This window comes from Empedobacter brevis NBRC 14943 = ATCC 43319 (genome assembly GCF_000382425.1).
Classification (GTDB): Bacteria; Bacteroidota; Bacteroidia; order Flavobacteriales; family Weeksellaceae; genus Empedobacter; species Empedobacter brevis.
Genome location: NZ_KB908294.1, coordinates 90035 through 115179, shown reverse-complemented (window position 1 = coordinate 115179; position 25145 = coordinate 90035). Strand labels below are relative to the sequence as shown.

Annotated in this window: 20 protein-coding genes, 7 tRNA genes and 1 riboswitch; of the genes, 7 read left to right on the top strand and 20 right to left on the bottom strand. The window is 33.0% G+C overall.

The window, feature by feature from the left end; translation table 11 throughout:
• Positions 1 to 186: 186 nt before the first annotated feature.
• Complete coding sequence (locus H277_RS0107650) at positions 187 to 2370, top strand: glutamine synthetase III family protein (protein ID WP_019974996.1); 2184 nt, start codon at positions 187 to 189, stop codon at positions 2368 to 2370.
• A gap of 111 nt (positions 2371 to 2481) precedes the next feature.
• Here H277_RS0107650 and H277_RS0107645 read toward each other — a convergent pair.
• From H277_RS0107645 to H277_RS0107635, 3 genes are all read right to left on the bottom strand, one after another.
• Positions 2482 to 2554, bottom strand: a tRNA-Gly gene (locus H277_RS0107645).
• 29 nt (positions 2555 to 2583) lie between these two features.
• A tRNA-Leu gene (locus H277_RS0107640) sits at positions 2584 to 2667 on the bottom strand.
• Positions 2668 to 2698: 31 nt separating this feature from the next.
• A tRNA-Gly gene (locus H277_RS0107635) sits at positions 2699 to 2771 on the bottom strand.
• Positions 2772 to 2914: 143 nt separating this feature from the next.
• On the opposite strand from H277_RS0107635, the gene H277_RS0107630 reads away from it, so the two are divergent.
• A complete protein-coding gene (locus H277_RS0107630; protein ID WP_019974995.1) occupies positions 2915 to 3238 on the top strand; it encodes a hypothetical protein in 324 nt (107 codons plus the stop codon).
• A 32-nt stretch (positions 3239 to 3270) separates the two neighbouring features.
• Here H277_RS0107630 and cobC read toward each other — a convergent pair whose 3' ends face one another.
• The 11 genes from cobC to tamL form a co-directional block, all read right to left on the bottom strand.
• On the bottom strand, positions 3271 to 3828 hold the full coding sequence (gene cobC, locus H277_RS0107625; protein WP_019974994.1) for an alpha-ribazole phosphatase: 558 nt from the start codon (positions 3826 to 3828) through the stop codon (positions 3271 to 3273).
• Positions 3813 to 4589 carry an adenosylcobinamide-GDP ribazoletransferase gene (locus H277_RS0107620; RefSeq protein WP_019974993.1) on the bottom strand — a complete coding sequence of 259 codons (777 nt, stop codon included), beginning with the start codon at positions 4587 to 4589 and terminating at the stop codon, positions 3813 to 3815. The genes cobC and H277_RS0107620 overlap by 16 nt, the downstream gene beginning before the upstream one ends.
• Complete coding sequence (gene cobT / locus H277_RS0107615; protein ID WP_019974992.1) at positions 4583 to 5602, bottom strand: nicotinate-nucleotide--dimethylbenzimidazole phosphoribosyltransferase; 1020 nt, start codon at positions 5600 to 5602, stop codon at positions 4583 to 4585. The genes H277_RS0107620 and cobT overlap by 7 nt, the downstream gene beginning before the upstream one ends.
• A 96-nt stretch (positions 5603 to 5698) precedes the next feature.
• A riboswitch (cobalamin riboswitch) is annotated at positions 5699 to 5834 on the bottom strand.
• Positions 5811 to 6428: a hypothetical protein gene (locus tag H277_RS20170; protein WP_019974991.1), complete on the bottom strand. Its 618-nt coding sequence runs from the start codon at positions 6426 to 6428 to the stop codon at positions 5811 to 5813. Its footprint overlaps the riboswitch before it by 24 nt.
• Before the next feature lie 103 nt (positions 6429 to 6531).
• A tRNA-Leu gene (locus tag H277_RS0107605) sits at positions 6532 to 6615 on the bottom strand.
• Between the two features lie 19 nt (positions 6616 to 6634).
• A tRNA-Gly gene (locus H277_RS0107600) sits at positions 6635 to 6707 on the bottom strand.
• Positions 6708 to 6736: 29 nt separating this feature from the next.
• Positions 6737 to 6820 (bottom strand) — tRNA-Leu (locus tag H277_RS0107595).
• A gap of 31 nt (positions 6821 to 6851) precedes the next feature.
• Positions 6852 to 6924 (bottom strand) — tRNA-Gly (locus H277_RS0107590).
• Positions 6925 to 7012: 88 nt separating this feature from the next.
• Complete coding sequence (gene accD, locus H277_RS0107585; protein ID WP_019974990.1) at positions 7013 to 7861, bottom strand: acetyl-CoA carboxylase, carboxyltransferase subunit beta; 849 nt, start codon at positions 7859 to 7861, stop codon at positions 7013 to 7015.
• 40 nt (positions 7862 to 7901) lie between these two features.
• Complete coding sequence (gene fbaA / locus H277_RS0107580; RefSeq protein ID WP_019974989.1) at positions 7902 to 8969, bottom strand: class II fructose-bisphosphate aldolase; 1068 nt, start codon at positions 8967 to 8969, stop codon at positions 7902 to 7904.
• Positions 8970 to 9006: 37 nt separating this feature from the next.
• The gene (tamL, locus tag H277_RS0107575) at positions 9007 to 11610 is read right to left on the bottom strand and encodes a translocation and assembly module lipoprotein TamL (protein ID WP_019974988.1); all 2604 of its coding nucleotides are present in this window, start codon (positions 11608 to 11610) and stop codon (positions 9007 to 9009) included.
• Between the two features lie 4 nt (positions 11611 to 11614).
• Here tamL and H277_RS0107570 point away from each other — a divergent pair, with 4 nt between their 5' ends.
• Together H277_RS0107570 and H277_RS0107565 are read left to right on the top strand one after the other, a co-directional pair.
• Positions 11615 to 12358, top strand: a complete 744-nt coding sequence (locus tag H277_RS0107570) for a TrmH family RNA methyltransferase (protein WP_019974987.1) — start codon at positions 11615 to 11617, stop codon at positions 12356 to 12358.
• 87 nt (positions 12359 to 12445) lie between these two features.
• A complete protein-coding gene (locus H277_RS0107565; protein WP_019974986.1) occupies positions 12446 to 13720 on the top strand; it encodes a serine hydrolase domain-containing protein in 1275 nt (424 codons plus the stop codon).
• A 61-nt stretch (positions 13721 to 13781) separates the two neighbouring features.
• Here H277_RS0107565 and H277_RS0107560 read toward each other — a convergent pair whose 3' ends face one another.
• Positions 13782 to 14894: an ABC transporter permease gene (locus H277_RS0107560; protein ID WP_019974985.1), complete on the bottom strand. Its 1113-nt coding sequence runs from the start codon at positions 14892 to 14894 to the stop codon at positions 13782 to 13784.
• Entirely contained in the window at positions 14894 to 16969 is a 2076-nt protein-coding gene (locus H277_RS0107555; protein WP_019974984.1) for a carboxy terminal-processing peptidase, read from the bottom strand. The genes H277_RS0107560 and H277_RS0107555 overlap by 1 nt, the downstream gene beginning before the upstream one ends.
• A 195-nt stretch (positions 16970 to 17164) precedes the next feature.
• Between H277_RS0107555 and surE the strand changes: the two genes are divergently transcribed.
• Entirely contained in the window at positions 17165 to 17929 is a 765-nt protein-coding gene (gene surE, locus H277_RS0107550) for a 5'/3'-nucleotidase SurE (RefSeq protein WP_019974982.1), read from the top strand.
• 95 nt (positions 17930 to 18024) lie between these two features.
• On the opposite strand, the gene H277_RS0107545 is transcribed toward surE, so the two are convergent.
• Both H277_RS0107545 and gyrA read right to left on the bottom strand, forming a co-directional pair.
• Positions 18025 to 19221 (bottom strand): tetratricopeptide repeat protein, encoded by a 1197-nt coding sequence (locus H277_RS0107545; protein WP_019974981.1) that lies wholly within the window; start codon positions 19219 to 19221, stop codon positions 18025 to 18027.
• A gap of 3 nt (positions 19222 to 19224) precedes the next feature.
• Positions 19225 to 21798: a DNA gyrase subunit A gene (gene gyrA / locus H277_RS0107540; RefSeq protein ID WP_019974980.1), complete on the bottom strand. Its 2574-nt coding sequence runs from the start codon at positions 21796 to 21798 to the stop codon at positions 19225 to 19227.
• A gap of 363 nt (positions 21799 to 22161) precedes the next feature.
• On the opposite strand from gyrA, the gene rpmH reads away from it, so the two are divergent.
• Both rpmH and H277_RS0107530 read left to right on the top strand, forming a co-directional pair.
• Positions 22162 to 22320, top strand: a complete 159-nt coding sequence (gene rpmH / locus H277_RS0107535) for a 50S ribosomal protein L34 (RefSeq protein WP_019974979.1) — start codon at positions 22162 to 22164, stop codon at positions 22318 to 22320.
• A gap of 82 nt (positions 22321 to 22402) precedes the next feature.
• Positions 22403 to 23095: a cell division ATP-binding protein FtsE gene (locus H277_RS0107530; protein WP_019974978.1), complete on the top strand. Its 693-nt coding sequence runs from the start codon at positions 22403 to 22405 to the stop codon at positions 23093 to 23095.
• Positions 23096 to 23128: 33 nt separating this feature from the next.
• Here H277_RS0107530 and H277_RS18785 read toward each other — a convergent pair whose 3' ends face one another.
• The gene (locus H277_RS18785; RefSeq protein WP_019974977.1) at positions 23129 to 24019 is read right to left on the bottom strand and encodes a glycosyltransferase family 2 protein; all 891 of its coding nucleotides are present in this window, start codon (positions 24017 to 24019) and stop codon (positions 23129 to 23131) included.
• Positions 24019 to 25137 (bottom strand): glycosyltransferase, encoded by a 1119-nt coding sequence (locus H277_RS0107520; RefSeq protein WP_019974976.1) that lies wholly within the window; start codon positions 25135 to 25137, stop codon positions 24019 to 24021. Before H277_RS0107520 ends, H277_RS18785 begins: the two co-directional genes overlap by 1 nt.
• Positions 25138 to 25145: the final 8 nt, after the last annotated feature.

Sequence of the window (25145 nt, the reverse complement as noted above, 5' to 3'; positions counted from 1 at the left end):
TGCTTTTTTCGTTTTAAAGAATATTAAATTAAAATTATTTTTGCTTCATTAAATAAAAATATTGCCCAAAAACAGAGTGTTTGAATGTTTTTGAATATAAAAAATTAAATCACCCCTAAAAAAAATAGGGGTGTGTGTTTATTTTTATTTTATTTTTGCTTCATCAAACAAAAAACAAATCCCATAATGTCTACATTACGATTTAAAGCATTAGAAAAAACAGTTAATAAACAAGCTGAAAAAATTGTTATCGGAGAGAAGCTATCTACGTTATTCAATCAAAATGTATTTTCTCATGATACAATGAGAGAATATTTACCCAAACCGGCTTTTAAAGCAATTATTTCTGCGAAAGAAAAAGGAACTAAAATTCCACGTGAATTTGCAGACCAGGTTGCTTCTGCAATGAAAGATTGGGCCATTTCGAAAGGAGTAACACATTTTACGCATTGGTTTCAACCATTAACAGGTACAACGGCTGAAAAGCATGATTCATTTTTTCGCCCAACAGAAGATGGTCGCGCAATTGATGTTTTCGAAGGTTCTGCATTAGTACAACAAGAACCGGATGCTTCTTCTTTTCCTAATGGAGGGATTCGTAATACATTCGAAGCTCGTGGGTATACAGCTTGGGACCCTACCTCTACAGCTTTTATCATTGGAACAACCTTATTTATTCCATCAGTATTTATTTCTTATACAGGAGAAACATTAGATTATAAAGTTCCTTTATTAAGAGCTTTGCAAGTTGTCGATGATGCTGCAACAGAAGTCGCAAAGTATTTTGATAAAAATGTAACGAAAGTTCAATCAACTTTAGGATGGGAGCAAGAATATTTTTTAGTTGATTTAAATTTATATAATTCTCGTCCGGATTTACAAATGACAGGTCGTACATTAGTAGGACACTCTCCCGCAAAAGGTCAACAATTAGATGATCATTATTTTGGAGCAATTCCGATGCGTGTTATGGCTTACATGCAAGATTTGGAAATTGAATCTATGAAATTGGGTATTCCAATTACAACTCGCCATAATGAAGTTGCACCGAATCAATTTGAATGTGCGCCAATGTTTGAAGAAGCAAATCAGGCGGTGGATCACAATTCATTGTTGATGGATTTAATGGGTCGTATTGCAAAGAAGCACGATTTCAAAGTATTGATGCACGAAAAGCCATTTGCAGGAGTTAACGGTTCCGGTAAACACAATAACTGGTCTTTGTCAACAGATACAGGAGAAAACTTACTATCTCCGGGAAAAAATCCTAAAAAGAATTTACAGTTCTTAACGTTTTTTGTGAATACAATTAAAGCTGTGTCGGAATATGGAGATATGTTACGCTCTGCAATTGCAGAAGCCGGTAATGATCACCGTTTAGGAGCAAATGAAGCCCCACCTGCAATTATTTCTATTTTCATTGGATCTCAATTAACGTCTGTTTTAGACGAATTAGAGAAAGTAACAGAAGGAAAATTGTCTCCTGAAGAAAAAACAGAGCTTAAATTGAATGTGGTAGGTAAAATTCCGGAAATTTTATTGGATAACACTGACCGTAACAGAACATCTCCATTTGCGTTTACAGGAAATAAATTTGAGATTCGTGCAGTAGGATCTTCTGCAAACTGTGCCGAACCAATGACAGTCATCAATACAATTGTAGCACAACAATTAAGAGATTTCAAGAAAGAAGTGGATGCTTTAATTGAAGGAGGATTGTCTAAAGATGAAGCTATTTTTAATATTTTACGTGAGTATGTCAAATCTTCTCGACATATTTTATTCGAAGGAGATGGTTATTCTGATAATTGGGTAAAGGAAGCTGAAGGAAGAGGTTTAACTAATTACAAAACAACTCCTGAAGCATTAAAATTAGAATTAACCCCAAAATATATTGAGATTTACGAAAAGACAGGTGTTCTTTCTGCTCGTGAGGTTGAAGCACGTAATGAAATCAAATTAGAAAAATATTCAACAAAAATTTCTATTGAAGCAAATGTTTTGGTTGATTTAGCTTTATCTCAAATCATTCCCGCAGCAGTTAATTACCAAAATGTTTTGGTGAAAAATGTCAAAGGATTGAAAGATATTTTTGGAGATGATTTCAAAGATTTGGCAAAAGATCAAATGGAATTGATTAAAACGATTTCTACGCATATCAATGCAATAAAGTCGGCTACGGACAAACTAGCAAAAGAGGCGAAGAAAGCAAAAGAGATTACTGATCATCAAAAACAAGCAGAAGCATTTGGTAAAAAAGTGAAGCCCTTATTTGATGAAATTCGTTACAATTCGGATGAATTAGAAGAATTAATCGATAACAATTTATGGCCATTAACGAAATACCGTGAAATGTTGTTTACGAGATAACCAGCAACTAAAAGAATAAATAAAAAAACCGATGAGAGATCATCGGTTTTTCTTATTCAGATTTTTATAGAAATAAAAAAGCCGAAGATATTTTATCTTCGGCTTTTACAGAGCGGGAAACGGGACTCGAACCCGCAACATTCAGCTTGGAAGGCTGACGCTCTACCAATTGAGCTATTCCCGCGTAAAATTGTAAAAATCAAATTAAAAAAGTACCTCAGGCGGGACTTGAACCCGCACGTCCTAATGGACACAGGATTTTAAGTCCTGCGTGTCTACCAATTCCACCACCAAGGCAAAATTTGATTTTTGAATTTATATTTCAAAGAGCGGGAAACGGGACTCGAACCCGCAACATTCAGCTTGGAAGGCTGACGCTCTACCAATTGAGCTATTCCCGCGTTGTGAGTGCAAATATAAGGTCAATAATACTACTTATGCAAGTGTTTTTAGGATTAATTTTACAAGTTTTTTCTAATAAATTAGTTTTGAAATATTTGAGTTATTGATTTTTTTTAAGAAATTAGAGATTCAAAATAAAACTATGACTTTTGAGAAACTTTCCTCCTTGATTGAGCAGAATAATTTCACAACGAAAACAGATTTTATTGTTGCAGTAAAACTTTTAGATGCTGAAAATGACTGGCCGGAACCTTCGATTACAGTAAATGAATTTATTTTAAAACTCGAACAAGAAATCGGGAATGAAATTTTTTATCAAACTTTAGTTTCTAAATTAGAAACGTATCATGTGAGGAATGATGCTTGGAAAATAGAAAGCCTATCTTCTATACAGGAAATCATAGAGCTTGATATTCAAAGGGATTTAAAAACAATTGTGAATGAATTTATTCAAAATAACACTTGATAATGGAGTAAACCATTTTACAAATGAAGTGATTACTTTCTCAGAATAAAATCTTCAACCTTATTTTCTCCTAACTTAAACTGAAAAATTTCACCATAATTTACGGGAATCTTAAATGTATTTTGAAGTGGAATCTGTAACAAATAACACCATATCAACCGAATAACGCCACCATGCGTAACAATCAAAATTCTATCGTGCTCTTTTGTCCGTAACTCATTCATAAAATCAGAAACACGCAAGAACATTTCTTCCATCGATTCGCCGTTAGGAGTTTGGGTTTGTACAAAATCTGCATACCAAGGTCTAATTTGTTCGGAAGGAATTTTGTTCCAGAATTTCATTTCCCAATCACCAAAATTGAATTCTTTCAACCGTTCATCAAAAATAATTTCTTTCGTAAAAGTTTTAGCTAATTCTTGACAGCGATTCAATGGACTTGAGTAAACAGCATCAAATTCATGGTTTACTTTTTTATGTAATTCTTTTGCTTCTTCCCAAAAAGTTTCAGCTAAATCCACATCTGTTTGTCCATAACAGACAGATGAAGAAATATTTACTTTCGTATGGCGTATTACAAAAACCTGCATAAAATAAGAATTCCAAGGTAAAATAAAGCTTCAGTTACCTGTTGTACTGTTCCTAAACAATCGCCTGTATAACCACCAATGTATTTCTTAAAATACCAACCTAAATAAACGTTTCCCAAGTAACAAAATGGCAGGATTAACAAGAATGTCCATTTTCCAAAAATAACAAAAGGAGTAAGACAAAAAATAAAACTAATGATTAAATTTTTGATTGGTAGTGCTTTATTTGCCATTGGCTTCGATTTACTCTTATCAATGTCTGTTACATATTCGTGTGTATAAATCATCATTCCTGAAAAAAAACGGCTAACCGAATGTGCTGTAATTAATGTAAAAATCATTAGCCAAAAATTATTTTCTGCAAGGTGAACCAAAGAAGTAAATTTTAGTAACAACAATAAAACAACACCGATTACACCATATGCTCCAATTCGGCTATCTTTCATGATTGTTAAGATTTTTTCTTTACCATATCCTCCCCCAAAACTATCACAAACATCCGTAAAACCATCTTCATGAAAAGCACCTGTTAAAAGAATACTTGTAATCATGGTAAGTATAATAGCAATATCTATAGGAAAAATAAATTGACAAATACCATAAATAAATGCATTGAGAGCACCTACCAATAGGCCTATTGCTGCATAATATTTCTGCGATTGATTCATAATTTCGTTGCTGTATGAAATTTTGAACGGAATTGGAATTCGAGTGAAAAACATCAATGCGGTTAAAAAATAAGTGATTTCTTTTTTTAGCATTCTACTCCAGTTTCTTTGTTACTTACTCCGGCAGATTTAAAACTTGCCATATCGTTGAAGAAATTTACCGCACTTTTTATAATGGGATAAGCCAATGCACATCCTGTTCCTTCACCCAAACGTAAATTAATTTTGAGAATTGGTTCTTCATTAAAATAATTCAATAAATATTGATGTCCGGATTCATCACTCTGATGGCAAAAAATTGCATTCTTTAAAATTTCAGGTTCCAGTTTTGAAGCAACTAAAATAGCTGCAGAAGCGATATAGCCGTCTATCATTATTAACATATTGTGTTCATAAGCCGTGAGCATAGCCCCTGTCATTTGTGCGACTTCAAAACCTCCAAAAGTGGTTAAAATTTGTTTTGGATCAGTAAGTTCTCCATGTCTGTTTCTAGTTTGGGTAAGAATGTCAACTTTATTTTGTAATTGCTCATCATTCAAACCTGTTCCTCTCCCGATACATTGCGCTAAAGGTAAATCAGTCAAATAGTGAACAATCATCGAGGCAGAAGATGTGTTCCCTATTCCCATTTCGCCAAAACCGATAATATTTGTTCCGTTTTGAGCAATTTCATCTACAATCTTTTTAGAATAATCGAAACATTGATTTAATTGAGTAGTTGTCATCGCTGTTTCGTGTAAGAAATTCTTTGTTGATTTTTCAACTTTACAGTTTTTCAGAATCGAATAATCATCAAAATCATAATTAACACCTGCATCAACAATGGTTAAATCAATCTCATTTTGGTTACAAAAAATATTAATTGCGGCACCATTATTCAGAAAATTAAAAACCATTTGCGGGGTAACTTCTGCTGGATAAGCGCTAACGCCAGATTGAGCAATACCATGATCACCAGCAAAAACAATAAGATGAGGTTGAATTAATTCTAAATGATTTCGTCGTTGAACCAAACCAATTTTAAGTGCGATTTTTTCTAATAATCCTAAAGCGCCAAGTGGTTTTGTTTTAAGATCAATAATGGATTGAATTTCTTCTTTTTGCATTTTCTATCAACTAATTTTTCATAAAAAATGCTTTCGAAATCAAGGGCAATCAATTCAACAAATAAAAATATAAATGTGATTTTGATTGAGCTTCAATCGCGAAAGCATCATCTAAAAAGTGGTCTGGCTTATAGTTTTCACTACTTACAGTTGCGCGACAGCCCGAGATTTGCACTCGATTCCCTTTTACACAACTAAGGTAAGAAAATTATTTTGAAACTGCTATTTTTCCCATTATAACAGGTTGAATTACAAAATCTGTTGTGGAAAAATTGATTTTGTTTGGAATTTTATTTTTTGGGAAATATCGACTTATATCCAATCTATTCTGATTTGAAGCTAAACGAAGAGTTAAATCTGATCCTTTTTGAATTTCAAATGTAACCGTATACTCTTTTCCTACTTCGAGATTTTCTTCTATAACTTCATTGTTAATTAATAATCGGTATGTCCTGAAATGATTTACTGAAGAATCCGTATCATCTTTGTTTACTTTTATTTTAATCTCGATCGTTTCTTTTTTTATGGATTGTTTGATAAAATCAAGATCATTGTAATTTGTTATTTCTGGATTTTTTGCATTAACTGGTGAGATCATCAATCCTACAGCAGAAAAAATCATCACATTTGAAATTGTTTTTTGTATTAAATTTTTATTTAATTGATTGGGATGAAAAATACCGCAATACACATTGTTATTTTCCAATTCTGATTTCATTTCTTGTTGATTGAATTCAGAAAAGTTTTGAATTGAATGTTGACATTTTGTACAAAAATTATCGTCTTGTAATTTTTGTTTACATGGAGTTGGGATTGTTATTTTCATCTTTTAAAAGTTTAGATTTATTGAATAGATGAAAATTCTTGAGAAATGGTTGGTTGTAGAAAACAAAAAAAAGCTCAAGAAAATAAATTCTTGAGCTTTGTTGTACCTCAGGCGGGACTTGAACCCGCACGTCCTAATGGACACAGGATTTTAAGTCCTGCGTGTCTACCAATTCCACCACCAAGGCTCCAACTAATAAAAGTTAGAGCGGGAAACGGGACTCGAACCCGCAACATTCAGCTTGGAAGGCTGACGCTCTACCAATTGAGCTATTCCCGCGTAAAATTGTAAAAATCAAATTAAAAAAGTACCTCAGGCGGGACTTGAACCCGCACGTCCTAATGGACACAGGATTTTAAGTCCTGCGTGTCTACCAATTCCACCACCAAGGCAAAATTTGATTTTTAAATTTATATTTCAAAGAGCGAGAAACGGGACTCGAACCCGCGACCCCGACCTTGGCAAGGTCGTGCTCTACCAGCTGAGCTATTCTCGCGATTGGAGTGCAAATATATAAAATCAATTTCTAATAATCCAAATCAAATTTGAATAAAATTGTAAAAATATATTTGCACTTATTTTAATTAGTTGATAGGCATTAACATATCAGCTACCTCTTTTATTTTATCTTTCATTTTTTTACGATGAACGATCATATCAACGAATCCTTTTTCAAGTAAAAATTCTGAAGTTTGGAATCCTTCCGGTAAATCTCGACCAATTGTTTCTTTGATTACACGTGGACCAGCGAAACCAATCAAAGCTCCCGGTTCAGCCATAATTACATCACCAATAGATCCGAAAGAAGCAGTGATTCCTCCGAAAGAAGGGTTTGTTAAAATTGTAATGTAAGGAATATTGTGTTCTGCTAATTGAATTAATTTAGCTTCTACTTTTGCTAATTGCATTAACGAAATAGCAGCTTCCATCATACGAGCTCCACCAGATTGAGTAATGATAATATAAGGTGTTTTGTGTTTGATTGAATAATCAATTGCACGTGCAATTTTTTCACCCATTACAGAACCTAAAGATCCTCCGATGAATTTGAAATCCATACAAGAAATTGTAATATCACGTCCATGAATTTTTCCAGTCGCGTTGCGAATAGAATCCATCATTCCCGTTTTCTTTTTTATTTCTTTTAAACGGTCTTTATATGGTTTAGTATCCGTCCAGTTTAATGGATCCTTACTTTCTACCTTTGCATCCAGTTCTGTGAATTTTCCTTCGTCAAATAAGATATCAAAGTATTCTTGAGAACCAATTTGTACGTGATGGTCGTCTTCCGGACTTACATACGCATTTGCTTTTAGCTCTTCTGTTTCAATAATTTTTCCTGATGGTGTTTTATACCATAAGCCTTTTTTTACGTCTTTTTTTGACTCTGTAGGCGTTGTAATATTTTTCTTGCTTCTAATAAACCAAGGCATATTCTCTGTTTTTATTTGAATAGAAAAATCTTAATTAAGATTATCCTAAAGTATTAACATTATTTAAATCGTGGAAAGACTGAATCAATCTGTCTTTGAAAGAAACTTCTCCAGCTCTTAACCATACACGTGGATCATAGTATTTTTTGTTCGGAGCCTCCGGACCATCTGGGTTACCGATTTGCCCTTGTAAATAGGCTGCATTTTCGTCAAAATATTTACGAATACCTTCCATAAATGCATATTGTAAATCTGTATCAATATTCATTTTGATTACACCATAGCTGATCGCTTCTCTAATTTCTTCTAAAGTAGAGCCCGAACCTCCGTGGAATACAAAGTTTACAGCGTTATCTACCCCATATTTTTCGTTGATATATTTTTGAGAATTATCTAAAATTTTTGGAGTTAAAACGACATTTCCTGGTTTGTAAACACCGTGGACATTACCAAAAGCGGCTGCAATCCAGAAATTATCAGAAACCGATTTTAAGTTTTCGTATACATAAGCAACTTCTTCTGGTTGAGTGTACAGTAAAGAATTGTCAACATTCGAATTATCAACTCCGTCTTCCTCACCTCCAGTGATACCTAGTTCCATTTCTAATGTCATTCCGACTTTAGACATTCTCTCCAAGTATCTTTTGCAAGTTTCTACATTCTCTTCTAATGGTTCTTCAGATAAATCTAACATGTGCGAACTGAATAAAGTCTTTCCGAATTTATTGAAATGTTCTTCGTTAGCATCCATAACTCCGTCAATCCAAGGCAATAATTTTTTTGCACAATGGTCTGTGTGTAAAATTACAGTAGCTCCGTAAGATTCAGCCAAAGTATGAATATGTTTTGCTCCAGCGATTGAACCTTTGATAGCAGAAAGTTGATGATCACCTTTTAATCCTTTTCCGGCATTAAAAGAAGCGCCTCCATTAGAAAATTGAATAATAATAGGAGAATTTACTTCAACTGCGGCTTCCATTGCTGCGTTAATCGTATCTGAACCGATGACATTACACGCCGGTAAAGCGTATTGATTCGCTTTTGCATCATTGATAATGTCTTGAACTAATGAACCGGTAGCAACACCGGCAGGAAATTTTCTGCTCATTATGTTAGTATTTTGTGAAACAAATATAGATGTTTTTTTAGAAAGGATAATTAATTCCGAAGTGTAATCTTGGTTTCAGGATATTAAAATTATCAAATTGCCAACGATCACCTAACTCGTAAGAAGGATCATAAATTTTGTAACCTAAATCAAATCTTACAATTGCAAATGTACCAATATGATAACGGAAACCAACACCCGAGCCGATTCCAAATTCTTTGTAAAAATCTTTGAATTTAAATAAAGTTTCTTGGCGCTCTTTGTTAATTCCCCAAATATTACCTGCATCAATAAAATAAGCACCTTCTAAACTTCCGAAAAGATTAAAACGGTATTCGGCATTGAATAAAAGTTTCATACTCTCAAATTCTAAACTTTGATTTTTCGAATTGATACGAGGTTTGCTTCCGGGTCCTAGTGTTAAAGGAGCCCAACCTCTTACATCATTAGCTCCTCCGGCTGAATAACTTCTTACGAAAGGAGCAGAATCCGAGTTCCCGTATGGCTGAATGATTCCGAACAAGAAACGTCCTGCTAGGCTAGAATTAGAATCCATTTTAAATTTTCGTCTAATATCTACATCAAACTTGATGAATTGAGAATAAGGAATGCCAAATATTAAACCAGCTCGATTTCCATCTCGATCCTCTTCAGATTTATTGAAACCAAAAGCTTTGTCTAACCCTCGCAATACGTTTCCAGCTAATTCAATACGTGCCTGTATAAACCATGGATTACTTTTTGGACGAAACGAATTCTCTTGATTAAAAGTGAATTGATAAATAAGTGAATTGATTAATACGTTTTGAGAGATATTAGCCTTTCTATACAGCATATTTTCAAAATCGACATATAATCTGGCATCGTTTCCTGTTAAGGAGTTTTGGAAAGCTTTATCTGCTTCAATTGCATCCGTTAATTCATCATCCGTTTGATAAATCGGTGCATTCGGATTGTAGGTGTAGTACAAATTTTTTACTTCCTCTTTTGTATCATTATCCCGTGTAAAAACTTCATAATAACGGTCTTTTTTTCTATTATTAATAAATTCTGTATTGAAGATGGAAACTTTGTGTTGAAACTCCGAACTCGAAATATCCATATCAAAACCAAAACCGTAAGTAGTTTTATCTAAACCAACATTCTTTTGCGTACTTGCATTTGTTCGAATGACAGATTCGGCAGAAAAACGTTTGGGTAGAATATTATCAAGATTAATAGGTGTTAATAAATAAGGAAACTTCAATTTTGTTTCAACGGCTATTTCATATGCATTTAAAAAAGCCTTGTTCAAAGAAAAATCTTTGTTGACAGAACCTAAAGTTCCTTTTAATGTCGTTTCAAGATTTTCCCCACCCCCAAATAGGTTTCGAGACGTTAAAGTAACTCCGGGCGAAATAGCAAAATTCATGTACCGAGAAGCATAACTTTCGACAAATAAATTCAAGTCATATTTCTTTTTAGGTGTGAAAAAGACATCAACATTTAAAATAGAATCTTGTTTAGTGATTCTAAAACCATGAAGGTTAATATTTTCTTTTTTGAAAATATTTCGTTTGGTTTGAATTTCCTGTCGCTGACGATACAACTGTCCGGGACTAATTACAAAGGCATCTGTAAAATATCTTGGTCTGTAGTCCGGTTCTTTTTCATAAAATACATTATAACCTTTGTATTCTTTTTTGATCAATTGACTCTCATCATCAACTTGACTGCGAACATCGGCATAAATATTAATTTTACCGAAACGGTATTGTGTGAATGGAGTGATGCTGTCTATTTTCAATGAATCTTGATTGTATTTATCAATAAACATTGTAATATCGAGACGCTTGTTACTCTTTAATGTATCGGCTTCAAAATATAAGTCTTCTCCGGAATCATTAAAATCATAGTAACCTCTATTTTTAAGTAAATCAACAATTCGATCACGTTCTTCTTCAAATTTATCAAAATTATACTGATCCCCGGCATGTAAAGTACTTTGTCCTCCCAAAGGCGAATTTAAGTATTCTTCAATTTTAGCATCAGAGATTTTTTGTGTAAATGTTTCAATATAAGAAGGCTCGCCCAGTTTAATGTCATAAATGGTCTCGGCCTTTTTAGAAAGAGAATCTTTGTCATAAGATACAGCTACTTTAGAATCGAAATAACCTTTGTCATGAAATAATCGATTCAAATTCTTTGCAGAAAATTCTGATTGCTGTTCATCTAATAAAATAGGAGCTTCACCTTGGCTATAATATAAACGTTCTTTCCATAAGCTCTGACCTGCATATTCACTCAGATTATTTTTAGTTAACAGACTATCCAATAATTTCTGGTTGCGTTGAGAGGCATCTTGAAGGTAGTATTCATGGAAGGTTTCGTCAAATTTTGCAGGAGACCAGTTGTAAACCCATTGCCAAAGAGGAAAGAAACCAAGAAACTTACTGGCAGGCTTCTGTTTTACATAATCACTGAGATCTTTGTTGACGATTGTCTTCTTCTTTTTAATGTCCGGATCTTCTTTATCATAGACAAATTTGTTTTTTACAAACAAATATTCTCCCTCAGGAACTTTCTTCGTTGTACTGCAACTTGAAAAAACTAATCCTAAGCAAGAGATAAGTGCTATATTTGTTGTAATTTTTTTTTGCATAAATATGTTATCAAATAACGTTATTAAGATAATAACTTCTCTGGGTTCTAAAAAATTTAGACAAAAATATAATTTGTTTGTCGTAGAAGGTGTTAAAAATATAGGGGAAGTTATAAAAAGTTCAATAAATATTAAAGAATTATTTATAACTGAGGATTTTTGGACGGATGCGACACACGTCAAAAAAACTTTTATAGAGGAAAAAGACCTTAAAAAAATAAGTTTTTTAACGACTCCAAATGTTGGATTGGCACTTTGTGAATTACCAAATTACCACGAAAATATTAAACTGAAGGGACTAACCATCGCTTTGGATGATATTCGCGATCCAGGAAATTTAGGTACAATTATTCGTTTGGCTGACTGGTTTGGAATAGAAGATATTTTGTGTACCAAAGAATCTGTAGATCTATATAATCCGAAAGTGATTATGTCGACAATGGGGTCTTTCACACGTGTAAAGGTTCATTACATTGAGTTGGAAAAATATTTAACCGAATACAAAGGAAATATTTTCGGAACCTTTATGGAAGGGGAGTCTATTTATGAACAAATCCTTCCGCAAGAAGGTATTTTAGTAATGGGAAATGAGGCAAATGGAATCTCAAAAGAAATAGAAAATCTGACAACAAATAAATTGAGCATTCCTTTTTTTGGTAAAAACGGTTCAACAGAAAGTCTTAATGTAGCTGTTGCAACAAGTGTTATTTTAGGAGAGTTTAAGTCTCAACAAGCGCATAAATCATAAAAAAAACTTAATGTTTACGAACGGGGAAATATTCCACGAATAAATCTATACTTTAGTAGAAATAAACAAAAAGATTAATAAAAACACATGAAATATGTAGTGGTTGTTCTTGCTTCTGCAATGTTGTTTATGGGAAGCTGCAGCAAGAAAAACGAACAAAAAGAAGAATTAAGAAAAAAAGATCCGCATGCTTTGCGGTATGATTCGTTGGATTGGAAAGCAGATTTTAAACCAATGAGGTATACGCAAGCAGAACTAAACGATTATCGAAACAAAATCAATACTTTTTACAAAGATTTTTGGGTTGATGGTAAAGTTAGTGGAGGATTGCTGGTGGTGAAGAATGGTCAAATACTTTTAGAAGAGTACCAAGGTATGGCAGATGAAAGACATCAACGTCCTATAACTGCAGAAACACCTATCCATATCGCTTCAATTTCAAAGGTGTTTACTTCTATGGCGATTCTTAAATTGGTAGAGAAAGGAAAATTACAATTGGATCAAAAAGTGAATACTATATTACCAGGTTTTCCTTATGAAGATATCACGGTTCGGAATTTATTGAATCATAGAAGTGGATTGCCAAATTATGCCAATGTTTTGTGGAATAATAAGAAAGTAATGATGGATCGTGAGAAACCGATTTCTAATCAGGATGTTTTGAATATTTTCAAAGAATTTGATGTGAAGCAAATTCGTCCGGCAGATAAAGGTTTTTATTACTCGAATACCAATTTTGCCTTTCTCGCTTTAATTATAGAGAAAGTAATGAAGATGGACTATCCAAAAGCGATGAAATATATGGTGTTTGATCCGTTAGAAATGAATCATACGTTTGTTTTTGATTATGATCGCGATAAAGATACTGTCGCGCGTTCGTATAAATACAATGGTTATGAATGGGCTTGGGATGATTTTGATCGTACATATGGAGACAAAAATATTTATTCAACTCCAAGAGATTTATATAAATTGGATGTGGCGATGTATTCAAATGATTTCTTACCGAAAAAGATTAAGAAAGAAGCTTTTCAAGGATATAGTTACGAGCAAAAAGGATTTAAGAATTATGGACTTGGGATGCGTTTGTTAGAATATGATAATGGAAAGAAATTATTGTATCACAATGGTTGGTGGCATGGAAATAATACCGTTTTCGTACACGATGTTAACAACCAATTTACGGTAATAGCATTAGGAAATAAACAGAACAAAAATATATACAGCGCATTTAGATTAGCTGGACTTACGGGAACTTACCCTTTGAAAGTACCTTCTAAAGATTCGATGAGGTTGCATCAACAACAACAACAACAACTTCATAAAAAAAATACGGCGAAAGTAGTCGCGAAGACAAATTAAATAAAAAATAAAAAATCCATCTCATTTTTGAGATGGATTTTTTATATCATTTTTTCAAAATTTACTGCTTAATGTCCATGATATCCCGTAAAACATTTCCGAAAATATTAAAGCCAAGAACAAGTAACATAATAGCCAAACCTGGTAAAATAGCCAAATGTTGTTTGCCAAGGATAATGTGATTGTAATGTTCTTTGATAATATTTCCCCAAGAAGGAGTAGGAGGTTGTGCTCCTATACCAAGAAAACTCAGTCCACTTTCCACCAAAATTGCGGAAGCAAAATTTGCGGCAGATATAACAATAACCGGAGCGACGACATTTGGTAAAATTTGATTGAAAATGATTCGAGAATCTGAAAAACCTAGGGCTCTTGCTGCTTCTACAAATTCTTTTTCTCGATAAGATAAAAATTGTCCGCGAACGACACGTGCAACTTCAACCCACATTGTCAATCCAACAGCAATAAATATTTGCCAAAACCCTTTCCCTATAGCTAAGGTAATGGCAATGACTAAAAGTAATGTCGGGATTGACCATACAACATTAATCAGCCACATGATAACATTGTCTACGCGACCTTTATAATATCCTGCGATAGCACCTAATGTAACTCCGACAATTAACGAAATGAAAACTGCGATAAAACCAATAAGAAAAGAAATTCTTGTTCCAATGATTAACCTAGAGTAAAAATCTCGTCCATAGGAATCTGTTCCCAAAAGATATGTTTTGGTATAGATAAAATCTTTCTCAATGTCTTGCGGATTGATGTTGTGTTTTGTCCAAGTCGAAATATCCACTTTTATCGGTTCTCCACTTAGTCCGTTTCCCAAATAAGGAATATACTCTATTGTTTTTCCTTTCTTTTTATAAGATGTAATACTAATTTGTTCTGAATCGATTTCCTTTCCAAAGATATAGTCAGAAAAACTAGTCTTTCCTGTATAGTTAGGTAATGGAATATCGATTGTTTTTTGTTTATAACCTATTGGTGCATATGAAATGGTTAAATCTTGTCTATTAGCATTTTCTGTTTTGTCAGATGCAAATACGTAAGCAAAAATCGAGATGATTGCAGCCAATACTATTACACCAAAAGAAAGAACACCAAGGGTGTTCTTTCTTAATTTATTGAATACGATTTGAGAAAATGAACCGTTTTCCTGCTTCATTATTTGATGTCTCTTAAAACGTTAACAGCTTCGTTCAAATAAAAATCTTTCTGCATCCCTTTGAACCAATTATCACGTTTAGCTTTTAAAACTGTATCGGTTTTAGTCGTAGCCAAATCATTTTGATTCATTGAGAATTTGAAGCTGTTTTTATACTTATCTAATGCTTCAAACTTTTTGATTTTATCTTCACGAGTTTTACGGTAAGCTTTATAATCTGTCAAATTCAAAGGAATTTCTTTTGTTTCTTCCATTGATTTGATGAACTTGAAACTTTCGTTCATTAAATTCAGGTGTGCATTATTTTCTAAACGAGCTTTACTGTTCGCTTTGATTTTAGTTAAATCGAAAGTTGTAGGCCATTGAGCAATAACTAATGGTTTAATTTGATCCCAATTCAAGGCTTCAGGACGAGCTGCTTCGCTAATGTCTTCGTATGTAAATTGATCAACTAATGAAATATCAGATTGTACACCTTTTAATTGAGTTGACCCTCCATTTACACGGTAAAATTTCTGGATAGTTAATTTAATTGCTCCATATTCATCGCTTCCTTGTTGACGATCTAACGGTAAAATAGTTTGTACAGTCCCTTTTCCGAAAGTTTGAGGAGAACCTACAATAACAGCGCGTCCGTAATCTTGCATAGCAGCAGCAAAAATTTCAGATGCAGAAGCTGAAAGTTCGTTTACCATGACAACTAAAGGTCCGTCGTATGCGATAGAGGCATCTTTATCTTCATGAATTTTTAACATTCCGTCAGAACGTCTAACCTGTACAATTGGTCCTTGTTTTATGAATAATCCGGAGATTTTAACGACTTCTTCCAAAGATCCGCCTCCATTGTTACGGACATCGAAAATAAGTCCTTTGATATTTTCTTTTTTCAGAATTTCGATTTCCTTTTTTATATCATCAGAAGGGTAACGACCACCCTCTTTTCCCATCGGAGTATAAAATTCCGGTAAGTAAATCATTCCATATTTGTCCCCTTTCTCATCAGTAATGACAGAAGAACGAGCGAATACTTCATCGTATTCAATTACATCGCGAATCAAGGAGATTGTTTGTTGAGAACCATCTTTTTTCTTAACAGTTAAGAGAACTTCAGTACCTTTTTTACCACGAATTAATCGAATCGCATCACTCAAAATCATTCCAACGATATTCTTCGCTTCTTCATTTTTACCTTGAGCAACTTTGATAATTTGATCTCCAACTTCCAGTTTTCCATTTTTCCAAGCAGGTCCTCCAATTACTAATTCAGCAATTGTAGCATAGCCTTTTTTATCTTGTAATTTAGCGCCGATTCCTTCCATTTGTCCGGACATTTCGAAATCGAAATCTTCTTTACTCGTAGGAGAGAAATAGGTTGTGTGCGGATCATATTGCTCTGTAAACGAATTCATGTAAATAGAGAAATAATTTTCGCGTTTCGTCTGTTTAATACGGCGGAAATAATCAGAAATTAAATCTTTTACCTCTTCACGTGCAATTTTTTCAACCTCTGCAAAAGGAGTATCTTTTGTGATTTTCTTTTTGTCTTTATCAGCTAAAGGATCTTTTACTGCTTTCAGAGGTTTTTTAGTATCGATTGTGTCTTTCTTTTCACCTTTCAATTCGTCTTGCATTGAAACGATTTCTAACATAACATTATATTTCAAATATTTACGCCATAAATCTTTTGCTTCGTTCTTATCTTTGGCATATTTAGATGTTTTGTAGTCTACATTGAAATTTTCTTTTTGATTAAAATCAAAGGGTTTAGACAAAGCATCCATCGAATATTTTTCAGCTTCAGCAATACGCTTATAGATTGTATCTGCAGTAGAATTGTAGAATTTTAAATTTTCAGATTTATAATAATCGTCTAAATTATGGTAATCTTTTTTGAATAAATCATAGTCAGATTGCAATAAAAATCGCTTACTAGGATCAATATATTCCAAGTATTTATTGAAGACATTTTCAGAAAATTTATCATCAATTGTAGCAGGTTTGTAGTGTAAGTAAGTTAATGTGTTTCGAGTGTTTTTTACAATTAACTTTTCTTTTTCTTCGTCAGTGTCTAGCATGGGTTTGCAAAAACAAAAAGCAAGCAAACTCATTGATAAAAACGATAGTAAAACATACGTTTTTTTAATTAACATATTGCGCTGGTATTATATAAATTAATAATTTAAAGGGTCCTTCAAATATAAAACAAAAAAGAAATTAGAAGGAAGTTTTTTACATTTGCAAAAAATGATGAATAAAAGTAAGCATAAAATATGGAAAGACCGCTAATTTTAGTTACAAATGATGATGGAGTAACTGCGCCAGGAATAAGAGCATTAATAGAAATTGCTAAAGAATTTGGAGAAGTATATGTTGTAGCGCCAGATAGTCCGCAAAGTGGAATGGGACATGCTGTAACTATAAATTCGACATTGTTCTGTGATGAAATTGAAGTTGATGAAGAAGTAAAAGAATATGCGTGTTCAGGAACACCTGTGGATTGTGTGAAATTAGCTGTTTCACAAATTTTACCACGTAAACCGGATCTATGTATTTCGGGAATAAATCATGGGTCAAACTCTTCGGTGAATGTTATTTATTCAGGAACGATGTCTGCTGCGGTAGAAGCAGGGATTGAAGGGATTCCTGCAATTGGATTTTCACTTTGTGATTTTGCATACAATGCAGATTTTAAGGCCGGAGAAAAGTTTATCAAGACAATTATTTCTCAAGTTCTTGAACATGATTTGCCAAAAGGTGTTGTGTTGAATGTGAATATCCCAAAACTAAAAGAACACGAAATAAAAGGAATTAAAGTTTGTCGTCAGGCGGATGCAAAATGGGAAGAGAAATTTGACAAGCGTGAAGATCCCAGAGGCAGAATCTATTATTGGATGAGTGGAGAGTTTAAGAATCTTGATAAAGGAGATGATACAGATGAAAAAGCTTTGGAGGAAGGTTATATTTCAGTTGTGCCTGTTCGTTATGATTTGACAGCTCATCATTTTTTACCGGATTTAAGAAATTGGGACTTGTAAGACGAAGCTATAATTTGTAGATAATGTTATTCTGAAGAATTTCAATCATAAAAAAAGGACTTCAATTGAAGTCCTTTTTTTATGATTGAAAATTATTATTTTGCTAATTTTTTCTCTGCGTCACGATAGAAAGTTTCTTTTTGATCGTTTCCTAATGTTTTGTAAGCTTGAATTAAGTTACGAATAACCTGACGGTTTTCAGGTTGAATTTCATACATTTTTTCAAGATAAGGAACGGCCTCTGTAAACAAAGCTTTACGTTTTGCTTCGTTTGCATTGTAAATTTCTTTTTCTTTTTTAGACGTACCCAAATTATTGTTCATTGTTTCAACAATTCCTTTGTCTGGCTGTAAAACAGCTAAAACTAAATTGTTGTAAGATTCAAAATGTTTAGGATTTAATTCAATTGCCTTTTTGAACATATTTTTAGATTCTTCAACTTTAGAAGTATCATCTAAATATAAAACGCCTAGATTATAGTAGTTTTGTGCATCGTTCGGGCTGATTTTAATTGCTTCTTCAATACGTTGACGCATTTTATCTGCATTTCCAGAAACTTGATAAATACCTGTTGCAATGTTATTGATGTCAGCATCTGTAGGATATTTAGCAATCGCTTCTTCTACAATCGCATCATATTTTTTAGCATTGTATAAGCCATTTAATGCTAAAACATACATATCACGGTTGTAATCTTTTGTTTGATTCGCAGATTTACCTGTAAATCCTTTTGCAGCTAAATCTTTTAAAATAGCTAACGATTTATCATAATCATTTGCGTTGTAAAAACAGATGGCAGCTTGGTATTTGTAGATGTCTTCTTTTGTTCCTAAAGCTTCTACTAAATTGTAAACATTTAAGAATTTAGCTCCTGCTTCAGTAAACTGTTTAGCATCCATTGCTTTATTTGCTGCATCTAATTCTTTGTTAGCTAAATTAGACACCTCAGATTGCAATAAAAAACCATATTTTGGTTGTAAGGCAATTTCTTTTGCTTTTGCATAATTCCCGTTAGCTGTAGCTTTGTCTAAATCAGCTTGAGAATAATAAAATTCGTCTTTTTTAGTGTCTTTATTTTTGACTTGCCAAACTTTACCATTTTCGTATTTAGATAGTTTTGCTAAATCCTGACTTGCTTTTGTTACATCACCTTTTGCTAAGTTTTCTTTTGCTGATTTATTATATTTTTCAGCTAAAACTGTAGGTTCTGTTGTTAATTCTTCTGCACTAGTTTGAGCAAATGATGTTGACATTGCTAAAACTAAACCTAAACTAAATAATAATTTTTTCATTGATTATTCATTATTTGGATTCTCAGCAGTTGTTTCTTCTGCTTGAGTTTCGTTGTTTTCGTTTGAATCTTCTACAACAATTGGATTTCCGTTTTCATCAAGTTCCACTTCATCTTCCAACTCTTCTTCCACTTCTACTTTTGCAATTGCTGCAATTTCGTCGTTCTTTTTCAAGTTGATTAATCGAACACCTTGTGTTGCACGACCCATCACACGAATTTCATCTAAACCGGTTCTAATCGCAACACCAGATTTGTTGATAATCATTAAATCATCTTCATCTGTTACAGCTTCTATAGCGATTAATTTTCCTGTTTTATCAGTAATATTCAAGGTTGTGACACCTTTACCACCACGATTTGTCTCACGATAATCTTCAATAGAAGAACGTTTTCCGTAACCTTGTTCAGAAACAACTAAAACGGTTTCTTTTTCCATATCAGAAACAACAATCATTCCGATTACTTCATTGTCTGCTGCATCACCTAAGTTGATACCACGAACCCCTGAAGCTGTACGTCCCATTGGACGAACTTTTTCATCTTCAAAACGAATAGCCTTACCATAGCGAGAAGCAATCATAATTTGAGATTTACCATCTGTTAATAAAGCTTCTAATAATGTATCGCCTTCACGAACTGTGATAGCATTGATTCCGTTTGTACGCGGGCGAGAATAAGCTTCTAAAGATGTTTTTTTAATGATACCATTTTTAGTTACCATAATTACGTAGTGATTATTTACGTATTCTTCGTCCATTAAATCATGGGTACGGATATAAGCTTTTACTTTATCATCTGGTTCGATGTTGATCAAGTTCTGAATGGCACGACCTTTTGATGTTTTAGAACCTTCCGGGATTTCGTACACACGCATCCAATAACATTTTCCTTTTTCTGTAAAGAACAACATGTATTGGTGATTAGATGCCGAAACCATGTATTCTAAGAAATCTTCATCACGTGTTGTAGCAGCTCTGTTACCAACTCCACCTCGAGATTGTTTACGGTACTCTGTAAGTGGTGTACGCTTAATGTATCCCATATGAGAAATCGTTAAAACAACTTTTTCATCTGGGATTAAATCTTCAATATTTAAATCACCACCAGCATAATCGATATCAGTACGACGTTCGTCACCATATTTTTTACGAACTTCCAATAACTCATCTTTGATAATTTGCATACGTAAATCCTCGTTTGCTAAAATATCTTTCAAATGGTTAATCATTTTCATGATTTCATCGTACTCTTCACGAATTTTGTCAATCTCAAGACCTGTTAATGTACGTAAACGTAAATCTAAGATTGCACGTGCTTGGATTTCAGATAACTCGAAAGCTACCATTAACCCTGAACGAGCATCTTCCGGAGTTGCAGATTCACGAATAATTCTAATGGCACGATCAAGGTCATCTTGCGTTCCGATTACTTTCATGTAACCTTCTAAGATATGTGCTCTTTCTTGTGCTTTTCTCAATTCATATTCCGTACGGCGAACAATCACTTCATGACGATGTTCTACGAAATGATAAATCATATCTTTCAAGTTCAATTGCTCTGGTCGACCATTAACCAATGCAATATTATTGACACTAAAAGAAGATTGTAATTGAGTATATTTAAATAATTTGTTTAAAACAACATTAGGGACTGCATCCATTTTTAAGACATACACAATGCGCATACCTTTACGGTCAGATTCGTCACGAATCTCAGAAATACCATCTAATTTACCATCTTTTACTAATTCTGCAGTTTTTGCAATCATGTCAGCCTTGTTAACCTGGTAAGGGATTTCTGTTGCAATAATACAGTCGCGACCATGTACTTCTTCGAAGTTTGTTTTAGCACGTAGGACAACACGCCCACGTCCGGTCTCGAAAGCTTGTTTTACACCATCATAACCATATATTGTACCTCCTGTTGGGAAATCCGGTGCTTTGATGTGTTGTGTTAACTCATCAATTGTAATCTCACGATTATCAATGTAAGCTACAGTTCCGTCAATTACTTCTGTTAAGTTGTGAGGAGCCATATTTGTTGCCATACCAACAGCGATACCAGATGCACCGTTTACCAATAGGTTAGGGACACGTGTAGGTAATACAGTAGGTTCTTGGATAGTATCGTCAAAATTTAATTGAAAGTCAACCGTCTCTTTATCTAAATCAGCTAATAATTCGTCTGAGATTTTTTGAAGTCTAGCTTCAGTATAACGCATTGCAGCAGGTGGATCTCCATCTACAGAACCATAGTTACCTTGTCCGTCAACTAATAAGTAGCGTAAAGACCAAGGTTGCGCCATACGTACCATTGTGTCGTAAACAGAACTGTCGCCGTGTGGGTGAAATTTACCTAAAACTTCTCCTACAATACGTGCCGACTTTTTGTAAGAACGGTTAGAAAAAACACCTAATTCATACATTCCGAATAATACTCTACGGTGTACGGGTTTTAAACCATCACGCACATCCGGAAGCGCACGAGATACGATTACCGACATCGAATAATCGATGTAAGCGGATTTCATTTCATCCTCAATATTAATTGGGATTAGTCTTTCTCCTTCAGTCATATTGTTTTGATATATAAGGTGGCTAATATACGAATTTTAAGCTAAAAAAAGACTGATAAAGAGAAGATATTTGATGTTTTATGAAAGTTTTAAGGAAACTTTTTAAATCATTCTAAAAATAAATTTCTTCTTATGGAAGTATAAAAATGTTGATAAAATTTAAATGTTATTGTTTTAATTTTCGTTTGCTTAACAAAAAAAAGTTTTTATATTTGCACTTCGAAAATTACAAAGTGTAGAACGGAACGCGGTTTACTATTAATTCAGCTTTTTTTGTAATTTTCTATCAATTTGATTTTTGAATTAATAATATTAACTGTATATTTGCAACCCATTCGAGTAATGGATTAGAACTTAGTAAAGATGAGTAAGAGAACATTTCAACCAAGTAACAGAAAAAAAAGAAACAAACACGGATTCCGTGAGCGTATGGCTTCTAAAAACGGGCGCAAAGTATTAGCTGCTCGTAGAAAGAAAGGAAGAAAAGCATTAACTGTTAGTGAAGTAAGAGCTAAAAGATAATCGCTACAATTCATAAAAAATAAGCTTGAAGGTCGTTCTTTCAAGCTTTTTTTTTACATTTGTTTTAAAGACTGTAGAAAGTATGGAAGCTAAAAATGTAATTGAGTTAAGTCAATCATCTATATATCAAAGAAACCATTTAGTATTATCGGACGTTAATTTTACACTTAGCGAAGGTGAATTTGTTTATCTTATCGGAAAAACAGGAAGTGGAAAAAGTAGTTTATTGAAAGTGCTTTATGGTGATTTACCTTTGCAATCAGGTCAAGGTGCTGTGGTTGGAATGGATTTGAAATCATTAAAAACAAGTAAAATTCCGGATCTTAGAAGACATTTAGGAATTGTTTTCCAAGATTTCCAATTGTTAACAGATCGTACGGTAGAACAAAATTTGACATTTGTTTTAAAAGCAACAGGTTGGAAAGATAAATCGACAATTGATAAACGTATTGATGAGGTTTTAGATTCGGTAGGGATGTTGTCTAAAAAGAAAATGATGCCGTTCCGTCTTTCTGGAGGAGAGCAACAGCGTGTTTCGATAGCTCGTGCCTTGTTGAATCATCCTGAATTAATTTTAGCCGATGAGCCAACAGGAAATTTAGATCCGGAAACGTCAAATGATATTATGGATTTATTGTTGTCGGTTTCTAAACAAAATAACTGTGCGGTTTTGATGGCAACACACGATTACGAAATTATTCGTCGTTATCCTGCACGTAAAGTGCGTTGTGAAGACGGAAAATTATTTGAAGTTGCAGAAGCAATTACTGAATAAGAAAATTACACAATATAATTTAAAAGAAAGAGTTTACTTAGTTGTAGACTCTTTTTTTATACGTATGAATTCACCAAGTTTGTATAAATTAAAATAAGTCAAATTTGGATTATGACTAAGTAAATTAGCATAAATATGTTGTTTAATAACTGAATAAAATTTGGAATAAATAAATGTTAATCGATATTTTTCTAATTGAAGATAAAAGTTTAAAAGTTTGATGTATTGAAATTCTTCAACTTTAATTTTATTCGACTTTATTAATTGGTTTAAGTTTTTCAGACTTGAAATATTTTTTTCTAAATAAGTTTTATTATTCTCTAAATGTGCATTAAAAACAGAGTTGTCAATAATAGTAATTTGAATATTATTCTTGATTAATTCAATTCCGAAAAGGGTGTCTTCGTGTCCGTAATATCGAATAGTTTCGTCAAATAAAATTAATTCAAAAACTCTTCGTTTAATTAAAAAATTATTCGACATAAAACTTCTAATAATGGCGGGACTTTCTACTTTATTGCCATATTTCCAATTGAGAGAAACGTTTTTATGAGGACATTTTTCTGAATAAATTCTTCCTCCGCAAACGACATCTAAATTTTGATTCGTACTTTCTAAATAATTTGAAATAAAATTAGGGTTGTGATGAATCAAACCATCGCAATCTAGAAAAAGTAAATAAGGTTGAGTTGTATATTTTAGAAATAAGTTTCTGATGTTAGAACGACCAATATTTTGATCTAATTGAATGAAGTTTACAAAGTTTTTTAATTCATGGTTAATTTCTTGGAAGTTTATATCAGAAGCGTCATCAATCAAAACAATTTCGATAGGTAAATTTTTAAATAATGAAGTTTGATATAATAAATCCCTAACTAAAGGTCTAATATCAAAATTATATATCGGAATACAAATGCTTATCATTATGAATTGACTTTATCAAAAATTTCTTTTAATTTTTTTTCTTCATTTTCCCAACAAAGTTCGTTTGCTGCATTTGTAAGGTTTTCCTGGTAACTTCTTTTCCCTTCGTTTAAGATTTCTTGTAGTTTTTCAGCAAGATGTTTTGGTTCATGGTTTTTAATGACTTTTCCAACTTTATGTTCTTCTACAGTTTTTTTTATTTCGGGCAAATTTGTTGCTAGAATTGGCACTCTAGCTTGAATAAAATCAAATAATTTATTCGGTAGAGCATAGCGATAGCTTAATCCTAAATCTTCTTCCATACTCATTCCTACATCAGCTAAAGGTGTTATAGTTTTTAAAGTTTTTGGGGGAATATTTCCTAAAAAATGTATACGATTCGTTAAGTTTAAATCGTTTACTAATTGTTCGTATTCAGTTTTTTTAGGCCCTTCGCCAGCAATCCAAAATTGACAATTATCGATGTATTTAAAAGCTTTAATCATTTTGTCAATTCCTCGACTCATGTTAATTACACCTTGATACAATAAAATTTTGTCATTGTTTGGGTTTTCGGGTAAGCGGAAGAAAATAAAATCTTGTTTATTGTTAAGTTTTGTTCGGTTGGGAACATTTCTAATCACAGCCGGATTAGCTCCATATTCTTTGCGAAACCAATTGGCATATCCATCACTTACGGTATAAAAATACTTGATTTTTGGAATAAGAGAACGTTCTAAAATTTTCCAAATTTTTTTTGTTTTAGGACGATTGTGTAATGATGGTAATTCTGAATAAATTTCGTGACTATCAAAAACTAAAGGAATTTTTTTTATTTTACTCACTAAATAAAAAGGAAGTAAACTATCCAAATCATTCGCTAATAAAATAGTCTGTTTATCAGCTTTTTTAAGCAAAGTGAAAAATAATTTGTAATTGAATTCTGCATACTTTTTCATTGTTGATTGATTTTTTTGTTCCATCAAAAATGTCTTGTATGGTTTATTCAATTCTGGTCTTCCATTTATAGTCGCCCCAATCAATTCTACATCGTATCCAAACTTTAATAAAGAATGGCAAACTTTATCTAATCTTTGATCCGTTTCAATATTATTTAGTACAGCAGATAGGATTTTCAATTTTATGG

What these genes read in the sequence shown, in the direction of transcription:
- H277_RS0107650 (WP_019974996.1), top strand. Translation starts at nt 187, where the DNA reads ATGTCTACATTACGATTTAAAGCATTAGAAAAAACAGTTAATAAACAA.
- H277_RS0107630 (WP_019974995.1), top strand. Translation starts at nt 2,915, where the DNA reads ATGACTTTTGAGAAACTTTCCTCCTTGATTGAGCAGAATAATTTCACA.
- cobC (WP_019974994.1), bottom strand. Translation starts at nt 3,828, where the DNA reads ATGCAGGTTTTTGTAATACGCCATACGAAAGTAAATATTTCTTCATCT.
- H277_RS0107620 (WP_019974993.1), bottom strand. Translation starts at nt 4,589, where the DNA reads ATGCTAAAAAAAGAAATCACTTATTTTTTAACCGCATTGATGTTTTTC.
- cobT (WP_019974992.1), bottom strand. Translation starts at nt 5,602, where the DNA reads ATGCAAAAAGAAGAAATTCAATCCATTATTGATCTTAAAACAAAACCA.
- H277_RS20170 (WP_019974991.1), bottom strand. Translation starts at nt 6,428, where the DNA reads ATGAAAATAACAATCCCAACTCCATGTAAACAAAAATTACAAGACGAT.
- accD (WP_019974990.1), bottom strand. Translation starts at nt 7,861, where the DNA reads ATGCCTTGGTTTATTAGAAGCAAGAAAAATATTACAACGCCTACAGAG.
- fbaA (WP_019974989.1), bottom strand. Translation starts at nt 8,969, where the DNA reads ATGAGCAGAAAATTTCCTGCCGGTGTTGCTACCGGTTCATTAGTTCAA.
- tamL (WP_019974988.1), bottom strand. Translation starts at nt 11,610, where the DNA reads ATGCAAAAAAAAATTACAACAAATATAGCACTTATCTCTTGCTTAGGA.
- H277_RS0107570 (WP_019974987.1), top strand. Translation starts at nt 11,615, where the DNA reads ATGTTATCAAATAACGTTATTAAGATAATAACTTCTCTGGGTTCTAAA.
- H277_RS0107565 (WP_019974986.1), top strand. Translation starts at nt 12,446, where the DNA reads ATGAAATATGTAGTGGTTGTTCTTGCTTCTGCAATGTTGTTTATGGGA.
- H277_RS0107560 (WP_019974985.1), bottom strand. Translation starts at nt 14,894, where the DNA reads ATGAAGCAGGAAAACGGTTCATTTTCTCAAATCGTATTCAATAAATTA.
- H277_RS0107555 (WP_019974984.1), bottom strand. Translation starts at nt 16,969, where the DNA reads ATGCTAGACACTGACGAAGAAAAAGAAAAGTTAATTGTAAAAAACACT.
- surE (WP_019974982.1), top strand. Translation starts at nt 17,165, where the DNA reads ATGGAAAGACCGCTAATTTTAGTTACAAATGATGATGGAGTAACTGCG.
- H277_RS0107545 (WP_019974981.1), bottom strand. Translation starts at nt 19,221, where the DNA reads ATGAAAAAATTATTATTTAGTTTAGGTTTAGTTTTAGCAATGTCAACA.
- gyrA (WP_019974980.1), bottom strand. Translation starts at nt 21,798, where the DNA reads ATGACTGAAGGAGAAAGACTAATCCCAATTAATATTGAGGATGAAATG.
- rpmH (WP_019974979.1), top strand. Translation starts at nt 22,162, where the DNA reads ATGAGTAAGAGAACATTTCAACCAAGTAACAGAAAAAAAAGAAACAAA.
- H277_RS0107530 (WP_019974978.1), top strand. Translation starts at nt 22,403, where the DNA reads ATGGAAGCTAAAAATGTAATTGAGTTAAGTCAATCATCTATATATCAA.
- H277_RS18785 (WP_019974977.1), bottom strand. Translation starts at nt 24,019, where the DNA reads ATGATAAGCATTTGTATTCCGATATATAATTTTGATATTAGACCTTTA.